At 59.9% G+C, this 12,693-nt stretch carries 3 protein-coding genes and 2 rRNA genes; all 5 read right to left on the bottom strand.

Translation table 11 applies throughout. The annotated features are described in order from the left end of the window. Positions 1-7: 7 nt before the first annotated feature. The gene (gene recD, locus FX984_RS14445) at positions 8-2,113 is read right to left on the bottom strand and encodes an exodeoxyribonuclease V subunit alpha (RefSeq protein ID WP_146478282.1); all 2,106 of its coding nucleotides are present in this window, start codon (positions 2,111-2,113) and stop codon (positions 8-10) included. After that, positions 2,110-5,784 carry an exodeoxyribonuclease V subunit beta gene (gene recB, locus FX984_RS14450; RefSeq protein ID WP_092359352.1) on the bottom strand — a complete coding sequence of 1,225 codons (3,675 nt, stop codon included), beginning with the start codon at positions 5,782-5,784 and terminating at the stop codon, positions 2,110-2,112. The genes recD and recB overlap by 4 nt, the downstream gene beginning before the upstream one ends. Further along, complete coding sequence (gene recC / locus FX984_RS14455; protein WP_146478281.1) at positions 5,781-9,230, bottom strand: exodeoxyribonuclease V subunit gamma; 3,450 nt, start codon at positions 9,228-9,230, stop codon at positions 5,781-5,783. Before recC ends, recB begins: the two co-directional genes overlap by 4 nt. Before the next feature lie 136 nt (positions 9,231-9,366). After that, positions 9,367-9,482: ribosomal RNA gene (gene rrf, locus FX984_RS14460) — 5S ribosomal RNA — on the bottom strand. A gap of 158 nt (positions 9,483-9,640) precedes the next feature. Then, positions 9,641-12,532, bottom strand: a 23S ribosomal RNA gene (locus FX984_RS14465). Positions 12,533-12,693: the final 161 nt, after the last annotated feature.

The raw sequence follows: 12,693 nt of genomic DNA on the forward strand, positions 1-12,693 counted from the left end.
GATTCTCTCAGGTGTTTTCGGGGTGATGCCGCAACGATAGCACAGCGTCAGATATTTCTGACTCCTGACCCAACTCCAGCATCAACCCACTCAAGCGTTTGACCTTGCGGCGCACGGCCTCTTCAAACACCCCGCCCCGGGGTTCGATCAGGCTGAACCAGCGCTTGGCGCGGGTGATGCCGGTGTAGATCAACTCTTTGGTGAGCACCGGGTTCAGCGCGTCCGGCAGGATCAATGCGGTGTGGGTGAACTCCGAGCCCTGGGATTTGTGCACGGTCATGGCGTACACGGTTTCCACATCATTGAGACGGCTGGGCAGGACAAAGCGCACGCCACCCTGGCCATCGTTACGTGGGAAAGCCACCCGCAGCACCTGGGGGCCGCCGTCGCTTTCAGGCAGTTTGAGGGCAATGCCGATATCGCCGTTCATCAAGCCCAGGCCGTAGTCGTTGCGCGTCATCAACACCGGACGGCCTTCGTACCATTGCTCATCCCCCTCGATCAGCCGCACTTTGCGCAAGGCGGCCGTGATGCGCAGGTTCAGCCCTTCCACCCCCCAAGGCCCCTTGCGCACGGCGCAGAGCAGTTGGAACGCATCGAAGGCTTGCAGCAGTTGCTGGGCCCAGTGGGTCCAGGCGAGGTCATCGCGCGGGGTGTCGACGGTGGGGCGCGCGCTGTGCAGCAGGTTGAGGTAATAGCGATAACCCTGGGCGCCGTCGCCCTGCCCGTCCAGCACCAGGCGCTCCAGGGCGTGGTCGTGCTCACCTTTGAGGCTGACGCAGAACAGGTCGCTGTGGCTGCGCGCGGCCAGCAGCTTGCGCGCCTCGTCGGCGTTTTGCTGGTTGACCCAGCGCGCCAGTTGGCCGATGCCGCTGCCTTCGCCGAAACGCCGCGAGTAGCGCAGCATCACCACTTGCTGAGCCAAGGGATGGCTGCCATCGAGGTCTTCGTGCAGGCCACTGGCGCTGAGGTCTTCGCCGCTGACGGTTTGCAGCCATTGGCGGGTGTCGGGGCTGTACCAGCCGGCTTCGGCATCGCGGCACAAATCACCGAGTACGGCGCCGGCCTCCACCGAGGCGAGTTGGTCCTTGTCGCCCAGCAGCACCAGGCGGGCATGGGGCGGTAACGCATCCAGCAGGTTAGCCATCATTTCCAGGTCGATCATCGAGGCTTCGTCCACCACCAGTACATCCAGAGGCAACGGGTTGCCAAGGTGATGGCGGAAGTGCCGAGTGCCCGGGCGACTGCCCAGCAAGCGGTGGACCGTGGTGACCTGGGTCGGGATCTTTTCCTTCACGCTTTGCGGCACTGTCAGCGACAGCACTTGCTGGCTGATGGATTCGGTCAAGCGCGCGGCGGCCTTACCGGTCGGCGCGGCCAAGCGGATGCGCAGTGGGCTGCCGGACTCAACGGCCGGCGCCTGCAACAGCGCGAGCAGGCGTACCACGGTGGTGGTCTTGCCGGTGCCGGGGCCGCCGGTGACGATGCTGAATGCACCGCGGGTGGCCAGGGCGCAGGCGAGTTTCTGCCAGTCGATCACGCCATCGGGCGCCGGTTGGTCAAACAAGCCATTCAAGCGCTGGGGCAAATCGGCGGCGACGCTTTCCTGGGTGGCAAGACGCAGGCGCAAGGCGCTGTCGATACGTCGTTCGTAAGTCCAGTAACGGCGCAGGTACAGGCGTTTGCCCGACAGTACCAAGGGACGACTGTGTGCCGATTCGCTGCCGTCCAGCGCCAGGGCGACCAACGGGCTGGCGGCCAGGGCGTGGCACCAGCGGGCGCCATCAAGGCCGTCGAGCAACTGCGACGGCAGCAGCATGGCGCCGCTTTGCAGGTCGCCTTCGGGCGGCAGGGACAGGGCAAAATCCGGCGCGTTGAGGGTTTCGAACAGGTCCAGGCACACATGGCCGTGGCCGAGTTGATGGCTGGTCAGCGCCGCCGCCAGTAGCACCAAGGGGTCGGCGTGTGGATCGAGCTCGTGCAGGAAGCCTACGAACGCCTTGTCCAACGCCCGCAGCCACCCCCGGTCAACCCAACGCTCCAGCAGGCTCACCAGGTCGGCGGCGCGGCTCAAGGGCGCTAACGCCTCAAGCGGTAACGGCGACAGGCTCATAACAACACTCCTTGTTCCCAGGCAGGCTCAGCCTTGGGCGGGATGGGCTTGCCCTGGAACAGCAGGTCCAGGCCCTCGATCAGGTCCCGTGGCGGCCGGGTGAAAAACGCCCCTCGGCTGACAGCCTGGGTGCCGCGCAGGAACAGGTACAGCGCGCCGCCGACATGACGGTCGTAGTCATAGTCCGGCAGGCGCGCCTTGAGTTGGCGATGCAGGGCGAGCAGGTAAAGCACGTATTGCAGGTCGTACCGATGTTCGAGGATCGACTGTTCCATGGCGTCCTGGGTGTAGGCCGAATCGTCGGGACCGAGCCAGTTGGATTTGTAGTCGGCCACGTAGTAGCGGCCGTCATGTTCGAAGGTAAGGTCGATAAAACCCTTGAACATGCCGTTGAGCAGCACTGCTTCGGCGGCGACGCGGGACACACCGTTGTGGGTGTACTGGCACACCAGCTTGTCGAGGGCGAGCACGTCGACTTTATGGCTGGCGAACCAGAACTCCATTTCAATCTGGTAGTGCTGCAGGTTGCTCAGGGCGACCTGGTCGTTATCCACCGGCAGCGGCGTGTGCAGCAGATGGCCCAGCCAGTCGCTGAGGGTGACGATCCAGCCTTCCCAGTTGCGGCGATTGCAGCGCGCGCCTACGGCTTGTTCGATCGCTTGCGAGGTCACGTTGAAGCCTTCTTCCCCGGCCCACTCCAGCAGGCCGTGAAGGAAGGTGCCGGGGTTCGGACCGCGTGGGAAACGGTGAATGTCTGCGCCGGACGCTGCCACTTCACGCGGTGCGTCGGGATCGAGGCGTTCGTCATCGAACAGCTTTTGCGCCTGTGGGCTTTCGGGCGCTTCAAGGTGGGCGACGCTCATGCTGTCGCCAATGCGCAAGGCACTGTAGGACGCGATCCACCAGTTCTCGGCGGCCTTGCGCTTAGGTAACAAGGGCGCGAGCAAGTGGGCAGTGTTGCGCGGCGGGTGGAACAGGATGTCCTGGGCGTCGGGCACTGGGGCGTAGTGGATGGCCGGGCAGCCGTCCTGCAGATCCAACAGCCAACGCGCGAGGCCGGCGGATTCACTCAACGACGCACCGGCGCCGAGCAGGTAACCCAGCGCCGACAGGTGCAGTACCGAGCTGCTGCTGTTGCCACGCTTGAGGTCGGCAACGCCGAGCCAGCAGGCATGTTTGGCGCGGGTCAGGGCTACGTAGAACAAACGCAGGTCTTCGGCCAGGCGCTCATCGTCGGCCTGGGCGATCAACTCGGCGGTCGGGCGCAGGCTGACGTGGGATTTGCCGTGTTCATCGTGGTAATGCAGCGGCAGGCGACTGCCGTCGACCGGCTTGGCCGAGCAGATGAAAGGCAGGAAGACCAGGTCGTACTCCAGGCCCTTGGATTTGTGAATGGTCACCACCTTGACCAGTTGCTCGTCACTTTCCAGGCGCAGGATTTGCTCTTCGCCGGCCTGGCCGGACAACGCCAGGTGTTCGGCCAGGTGGCGGATCAACGCCTGTTCGCCGTCCAGTTCCGACGCGGCTTGCTGCAACAACTCGCTGAGGTGCAACAGGTTGGTCAGCACACGTTCGCCGTCGCTGCGGGCGATCAGGGTTTGCGGCAGTTTGAAGTCGTGCAGCAGGCGACGCAGCATCGGCAACACGCCTTGGGTGCGCCAGATCGTGCGGTAGCCTCGGAACTGCATCACGCGGCTTTCCCACGCCAGTTCGTCCTGGTTCAGACGCTCCAGTTCCGGCAGTGACAGGTTCAAGGTGACGCAAGCCAGGGCAGCCCGCAGCGGCCGCTCGACGTCCGGCTCGGCACAGGCCTTGAGCCAGGCGAGCAGGTCGTGGGCTTCCTGGGCGGCGAAGACAGAGTCCTTGTCGGACAGGTACACGCTACGCACGCCACGGGCGGCCAACTCGGCGCGCACGGCCTGGGCTTCCTTGCCGTCGCGCACGAGGATGGCGATGTCCGACGGCAGTACGCCTTTGAAGCTGTCGTCCGCTTGCAGGAAACCGGCCGTACCTTGCTGCCCGCCGTTGAGCAGCTCGACAATCCGGGTGGCACAGGCACCGGCCAGTTGTTGGCGGTACACCGCGTTGGAAACCGGCTGGTCGGTGGGCAGGTGCCACAGGTTCATTGCCGGCAACGTTTGGCCGTCGACCTGCAGTTTTTCCTTACGGCCTTGGGATAGCACCGGATGGAACGGCACCGGGTTGTCGCCGTTCGACTCCCGGAACAGGAACGCGCCGCGGCCGGTTTCCGCGCGCAGGAACACGTGGTTCACCGCGTCGACCATCGCATGGCTGGAACGGAAGTTGGTGCCCAGGGTGTGATGACGGCCGAGCGTGGATTTGCGCGCACGCAGGTAGGTGTAGATATCGGCGCCGCGGAAGGCGTAGATGGCTTGCTTGGGGTCGCCAATCAGGAACAGGCCGCTGTCGAGGTGGTTCTCTTCGATGCGGTAAATGCTGTCGAAGATGCTGTATTGCACCGGGTCGGTGTCCTGGAATTCGTCGATCAGGGCCACCGGGAACTGCTCGCGGATCACACTGGCCAGGCGCTCGCCGCCATCGGTTTGCAGGGCGGCGTTGAGGCGGATCAGCATGTCGTCGAAGCCCATTTCGGCACGCCGGCGTTTTTCTTCTTCAAAGCGCTTGCCCACCCAACCGGCAGCGTGTTGCAACACCGCGGCGTCGGGGGTTGGCAGCGCGTCGAGGGCGGCCTTGAGGCCGGCCATGGCGTCGATGCCGGGGTGTTGCGGCGGGTCGCCCTTCCAGGCTTCGGCCATGCCGTCGGGGGTGAGGCGGGTGAAGCCGGTGCCAATATCCAGCTGTTCCAGGGTTTCGTCAGCGGCCCAGGCGCTGATCTTTTCGAACCAGGGCTCGAAGTAACGCGCTTGCATCTTGCGGCCGTCGACGGCTTTGGCGGCTACGGCTTGCAGGCAGATTTCGCGCAACTCGACGGCCCATTGTTGCCAGGGAGCCTTGATGTTTATCAACGCTTCACGGCGTTCTTGCAGGCAAGCGTTGATCAACTCGGCGGGTTCGCGGGTTTCATCCGTCGGCCGTTCGCTGCCGAACAGTGCGCGTACCCGTGGCATCAACGCGGCCGGACCGCCCCAGTTGCTGCGTACCCAGTTGAGGGCGTCGTCGTGCATCGGGTAGCAGAACAGTCGCCAATAATCGCGAAGCACTTCGCCGAGCAGGTCACTGTGGTCGGTTTCCAGGGTCTGGGTGAACAGGCTGCCGCTGTCGAACGCGTGTTCGCGCAGCATGCGCTGGCACCAACTGTGAATCGTGGAAACCGCCGCCTCATCCATCCACTGGGCTGCGATGTCCAGGCGGTTGGCGCAGGCGGGCCATTGCTCGGGGAGGTATTGCGCACGCAGGTCGGCGATCAGCGCGTCGGGCTGTTCAATCTCTTCGCGGAAGAAACGTGCGGCCTCGGCCAAACGCATGCGGATGCGTTCGCGCAGCTCTTTGGTGGCGGCATCGGTAAAGGTCACCACGAGGATTTGCGGCGGCAGCAGTTCACGGCCAAAACCGGACTCACTGTCACCGTGGCCAAGGACCAGACGCAGGTACAAGGCGGAGATGGTGAAGGTTTTGCCGGTGCCGGCGCTGGCTTCAATCAGCTGGCTGCCATTCAACGGGAAGGCCAGGGCCAAGGGTTTGCTGCTCATGGGCCGGCCTCCTCGCCTGTGAGTGATCGCCATGGGGCGTTGATGAGCGGTCGATACAAGGTTTCGCACCAGCCTTCGAACTCTTCGCTGGCGACCAGGGCGGCGTAATCGGGGAACTGTCGGGTGAGCGCCGGGGTTTCGCGACGCTCGCCGTCGGTGGTCAGGCCGTCACCTTCATAGGCTTTGCTCGCGGCGGCGTGGGCTTTGACCGGATCGGTCTGGCTGAGCCAGGCGAAGGCGGTCTTGACGGCTACCGGGAGCGGCTCTCTCATGCCGCTGTGCCAGGCCAACAGCAGGTTGCCGAGGATTTCCCGGGCGATGGGCTTATCCAGCGGGGCCAGTAGCAACGTATCGTCGCTGGCCACCAACCCCGTGCTCAACGACAGGCCGCAGGCGCAGGCCACCACATGATTGACCCAAGGACGAATCAGGCGATGCCATTTGCGTGTTTTGATCGAGCCGATGCTATTGGGGATGGTGGTGACACTCAGCAATCCGCCATCACTGCGTCGATGCAGGCCGCTGATCCAGCCTTCCAGCGCTATACCTTGATGCTCGAAACTGATCGGTTCTGCAGCGGTGTGTGGCGTTGGCCAGAGCGCCAGCAACTGCTGGTAGCGTTGCAACAAGTCGGGCAGGGGCTCAATGAGTTCGTTGCGCAGGCACTCGCCGAAACCAACCATCGGCAACAGGCCACTGCCTTGCAGCCGCAGGGCCTGGGCGTTGAGGGCCTGGTCGAGGTGTTCGGGCTGGGACAGCGCAGCGTTCAACAGGCTGTCGCTCAGGTTGTAGCGTTGCAGCGCGTCAAGCACGAAGGGCTCTTCATCGGCCAGGGGTACTTCGGCGGCTTCGAAGAACACTTTCAGACGCTGGCTGAAGAAGTGTTTGACCGGGTTGCGTAGGAAATCCTGCAACTGGCCGAGACTCAGGGGTTCTTCCTGTTGATGATGCGCCAGTTGACCCTCTTTTGGGACGTTATCCACAGCTTCGTGGAGTAACTGCCATTCGCGGGCGTAGCTGAACAGTGGATCACCTTCGTGGAAATAGCGGGCGCTGAAGGGTTGGAGCGGGTGTTCCTGGGTCATCGCGTCCAGTAGCGGTGTTTCTTGTGCGTTGTGCCAGCCACTGGCGATATGGTCGCGCAGTTGGCCGATGAGTACAGAGGCCGGGCGCTCGCTGTTATCGCGGATGCTACGGCCGACCCAGCTGATATAGAGCTGGTCGCGGGCGGACAACAGGGCTTCGAGCAGCAGGTAACGGTCATCTTCACGGCGCGAACGGTCGCCGGGACGGTAGTCGCTGCCCATCAGGTCGAAATCCAGCGGTGGCTGGGCGCGTGGGTAGTCGCCGTCGTTCATGCCGAGCAGGCAGACGAGTTTGAAGGGGATGGCGCGCATGGGCATCAGGGTGCAAAAATTGACAGCTCCGGCGAGGAAGCGCTGGGACAGACGGCCTTGATCCAGGCCGGCCAGCCAGGCTTCGCGGACTACGGTAAGCGGTAACTCATCCTGCAGGCCAACGGACTCGCAGGTTTCCAACCAGGTTTCCCTGAGTTGCTCAAGCTGACCCAACAGATAGTCGTCGTGCTCGCTGCTGGGTAGGAAGAAGAGTTGCATAAGGCGTTGCAGACGCTCGCCCCATTCGTGGGGTGCTGCGGGTTGTGACAGCGCTTGATGGGCATCGCTGAGCGCATCGAGCAAAGCGACCAGCGGGCCGATCAAGGCCGCATCAAGCCCGCCGATTTCGTCGTAAGGCTCAATGCCTTCGCAGGCTGCACCGGTGCCGACGGCGTAGCCTAGAAGCATACGGCGAAGACCGAATCGCCAGCTGTTTTGTTCCAGTTCACTCGGCAGACCGAGCCCCGCACGTTGCTCGGCGTTGAGGCCCCAACGGATGCCAGCGCCTTCGATCCAGCGGTGCAGCGTGGGCAAATCGCGCTCCTTGATGGCGAAGCGTTCGCGCAAGGCCGGGACGTCCAACAGATCGAGAATCTCGCTGACGGGGAAGCGGCTGTCAGGGAGTTTGAGCAAGTGTTCAACGGCGATCAGCAGGGGATCGCGGCCGCGCTGGCCTTGATCGGTGAGGGTAAAGGGAATGAAGCGGGGATCGATTCTGTCCAGTTGCCCGAATACCGCGCGAATATGCGGCGCATAGCTGTCGACGTCGGGGACCATGACGATGATGTCCCTTGGGCGAAGCGTGGGGTCGGCGCTGAAGCGTTGGAGCAATTGGTCGTGGAGAATCTCTACTTCGCGTTGGGCACTGTGGGCAATGTGGAAGCGGATGGATGTATCACGCTCCAGATCGACAGCCGGCCATTGTTCCCGAGTCTCATTGAGCGGGCGCAGTTCGAGGATATCGTCCTGAAGCTGGTTGAGCAGTGTGGTGGGTTCGCTGTCGCTGAACAGGTCGATTCGACCATCGCGAAAAGCGGCGCGGTAGCTGTTGGGATCGTCGTAACTGTCCAGCAGGCTGATGTAGTCGCGACCTTGTTTGCCCCAGGCGGCCAACAGCGGATGGGCGTGTTGGTGCAGGGTTTGTGGGTCGATAGTAACGGGCATGCCGGCTTTACGCGCCTGGCGTTTGTATTCGTTACGCAGCAGGTCTTTGTCGGCCACGATGTCGGACCAATGGTGGCGACACGGGTTGTGCACGCACAGCAGGACTTGGCTGAAACGGGCCAGGCCGGCCAGCGCCTCAAGCGCTTGGGCGGGTAGGGAGGAAATCCCGAAGACAATCACCCGGGAAGGCAATCCCTTCGGTGCTTGCTCAAGCGCATTGATACGTTCGATAAAGCGCTGGTGCACGCCGGCGCGGCTTTCGGCCATGCCCTCTTCACCGACGTCCAACAGCAGCGCGCGCCATAACTCGGCTTGCCAACAATTGGCAGGGTTGAGTGGCTTTGATTCGCCTCGACCATTACGCAATTGATGGCGGCCGGCAGCCCAGTCTTCCAGCCAGTCAGCGCGGTAGACCTGGTATTGGTCGAACAGGTCAGCCAGTCGTTCCGCCAGTTGGTAGCGTTTGCGCAGGTCGGAGTCGTGGGTCAAGAAGCGTTGCAACGGCTCGAAGTGCTGTTGATCGATGAGTTCCGGGAGCAGGCGCATCAGGCGCCAAGTGAGCGGGGCTTTATCGAGCAGGGATTTTGGAGGGATTTCGTCACGTCCCAGGACCATGCGATAGAGCTGCCACATGAAGCTGCCGGGGAGCTGTACATCAATGGCGGCGGCAATTCCGCAGCCTCCCATATCGTCGTCTTGCGGGTCTTCAGCCAAGGCCAGTTTGAGCCACTGGGCAATGCCGTTGCTTTGTACCAAGGCGATTTCGTTTTCCAGAGGCGCCAGGGGATAACGGCGCATCCAACTCACCACCAGGCTGCGCAGTTCGTCCAAGCGGTTGCCGTGAACCACCATGAATCCAGCGCTGAGGGACGTCGCATCCGGCATAACGGCTTCCTTGGGAAAAGCAAAATCGAGGGCATGGACTTTAGCACTGAAGACCCTGCCGAGGCGCCTCTTCGCACTTTTCGAGCGCCCAAAACAAAACCCCATCTGCTCTCGCAAATGGGGTTTCGGAATTTAATCTTGACGATGACCTACTCTCACATGGGGAAACCCCACACTACCATCGGCGATGCATCGTTTCACTGCTGAGTTCGGGATGGGATCAGGTGGTTCCAATGCTCTATGGTCGTCAAGAAATTCGGGTACTGAGTCGTGGCCGGCTGGCCTCGCTTCAGCAAATTGGGTATGTGACAGCTGTCGGTGCTTTGTGAAATCTCGAACTTTCGGTTCATTGCGTCTTCACACACCGCAATCTGATGCTCTTTCGAGTAGTCAAATTGCTTGGGTGTTATATGGTCAAGCCTCACGGGCAATTAGTATTGGTTAGCTCAACGCCTCACAGCGCTTACACACCCAACCTATCAACGTCGTAGTCTTCGACGGCCCTTCAGGGGACTCAAGGTCCCAGTGAGATCTCATCTTGAGGCTAGTTTCCCGCTTAGATGCTTTCAGCGGTTATCTATTCCGAACATAGCTACCCGGCAATGCCACTGGCGTGACAACCGGAACACCAGAGGTTCGTCCACTCCGGTCCTCTCGTACTAGGAGCAGCCCCTCTCAAATCTCAAACGTCCACGGCAGATAGGGACCGAACTGTCTCACGACGTTCTAAACCCAGCTCGCGTACCACTTTAAATGGCGAACAGCCATACCCTTGGGACCGGCTTCAGCCCCAGGATGTGATGAGCCGACATCGAGGTGCCAAACACCGCCGTCGATATGAACTCTTGGGCGGTATCAGCCTGTTATCCCCGGAGTACCTTTTATCCGTTGAGCGATGGCCCTTCCATACAGAACCACCGGATCACTAAGACCTACTTTCGTACCTGCTCGACGTGTCTGTCTCGCAGTCAAGCGCGCTTTTGCCTTTATACTCTACGACCGATTTCCGACCGGTCTGAGCGCACCTTCGTACTCCTCCGTTACTCTTTAGGAGGAGACCGCCCCAGTCAAACTACCCACCATACACTGTCCTCGATCCGGATAACGGACCTGAGTTAGAACCTCAAAGTTGCCAGGGTGGTATTTCAAGGTTGGCTCCACGCAGACTGGCGTCCACGCTTCAAAGCCTCCCACCTATCCTACACAAGCAAATTCAAAGTCCAGTGCAAAGCTATAGTAAAGGTTCACGGGGTCTTTCCGTCTAGCCGCGGATACACTGCATCTTCACAGCGATTTCAATTTCACTGAGTCTCGGGTGGAGACAGCGCCGCCATCGTTACGCCATTCGTGCAGGTCGGAACTTACCCGACAAGGAATTTCGCTACCTTAGGACCGTTATAGTTACGGCCGCCGTTTACCGGGGCTTCGATCAAGAGCTTCGCGTTAGCTAACCCCATCAATTAACCTTCCGGCACCGGGCAGGCGTCACACCCTATACGTCCACTTTCGTGTTTGCAGAGTGCTGTGTTTTTAATAAACAGTCGCAGCGGCCTGGTATCTTCGACCGGCATGGGCTTACGGAGCAAGTCCTTCACCCTCACCGGCGCACCTTCTCCCGAAGTTACGGTGCCATTTTGCCTAGTTCCTTCACCCGAGTTCTCTCAAGCGCCTTGGTATTCTCTACCCAACCACCTGTGTCGGTTTGGGGTACGGTTCCTGGTTACCTGAAGCTTAGAAGCTTTTCTTGGAAGCATGGCATCAACCACTTCGTTACCTAAAAGGTAACTCGTCATCAGCTCTCGGCCTTAGAATCCCGGATTTACCTAAGATTCCAGCCTACCACCTTAAACTTGGACAACCAACGCCAAGCTGGCCTAGCCTTCTCCGTCCCTCCATCGCAATAACCAGAAGTACAGGAATATTAACCTGTTTTCCATCGACTACGCTTTTCAGCCTCGCCTTAGGGACCGACTAACCCTGCGTCGATTAACGTTGCGCAGGAAACCTTGGTCTTTCGGCGTGGGTGTTTTTCACACCCATTATCGTTACTCATGTCAGCATTCGCACTTCTGATACCTCCAGCAAGCTTCTCAACTCACCTTCACAGGCTTACAGAACGCTCCTCTACCGCATCACTTACGTGATACCCGTAGCTTCGGTGTATGGTTTGAGCCCCGTTACATCTTCCGCGCAGGCCGACTCGACTAGTGAGCTATTACGCTTTCTTTAAAGGGTGGCTGCTTCTAAGCCAACCTCCTAGCTGTCTAAGCCTTCCCACATCGTTTCCCACTTAACCATAACTTTGGGACCTTAGCTGACGGTCTGGGTTGTTTCCCTTTTCACGACGGACGTTAGCACCCGCCGTGTGTCTCCCATGCTCGGCACTTGTAGGTATTCGGAGTTTGCATCGGTTTGGTAAGTCGGGATGACCCCCTAGCCGAAACAGTGCTCTACCCCCTACAGTGATACATGAGGCGCTACCTAAATAGCTTTCGAGGAGAACCAGCTATCTCCGAGCTTGATTAGCCTTTCACTCCGATCCACAGGTCATCCGCTAACTTTTCAACGGTAGTCGGTTCGGTCCTCCAGTTAGTGTTACCCAACCTTCAACCTGCCCATGGATAGATCGCCCGGTTTCGGGTCTATTCCCAGCGACTAGACGCCCTATTAAGACTCGCTTTCGCTACGCCTCCCCTATTCGGTTAAGCTCGCCACTGAAAATAAGTCGCTGACCCATTATACAAAAGGTACGCAGTCACCCAACAAAGTGGGCTCCCACTGCTTGTACGCATACGGTTTCAGGATCTATTTCACTCCCCTCTCCGGGGTTCTTTTCGCCTTTCCCTCACGGTACTAGTTCACTATCGGTCAGTCAGTAGTATTTAGCCTTGGAGGATGGTCCCCCCATATTCAGACAAAGTTTCTCGTGCTCCGTCCTACTCGATTTCATGACTAAGAGATTTTCGCGTACAGGGCTATCACCCACTATGGCCGCACTTTCCAGAGCGTTCCGCTAATCTCAAAGCCACTTAAGGGCTAGTCCCCGTTCGCTCGCCACTACTAAGGGAATCTCGGTTGATTTCTTTTCCTCAGGGTACTTAGATGTTTCAGTTCCCCTGGTTCGCCTCTTGCACCTATGTATTCAGTACAAGATAACCATCTTATGATGGCTGGGTTCCCCCATTCAGACATCTCCGGATCAAAGTCTGTTTGCCGACTCCCCGAAGCTTTTCGCAGGCTACCACGTCTTTCATCGCCTCTGACTGCCAAGGCATCCACCGTATGCGCTTCTTCACTTGACCATATAACCCCAAGCAATCTGGTTATACTGTGAAGACGACATTCGCCGAAAATTCGATCATACTCAATTAAGAGCCACTCACAAATTTTACCTTAGCCTGATCCGTTACCAGTGAAAGTAACGTTCAGTCTATCTTTCTATCACATACCCAAATTTTTAAAG

It is taken from the genome of Pseudomonas marginalis (assembly GCF_008692035.1).
Taxonomy (GTDB): Bacteria; Pseudomonadota; Gammaproteobacteria; order Pseudomonadales; family Pseudomonadaceae; genus Aquipseudomonas; species Aquipseudomonas marginalis.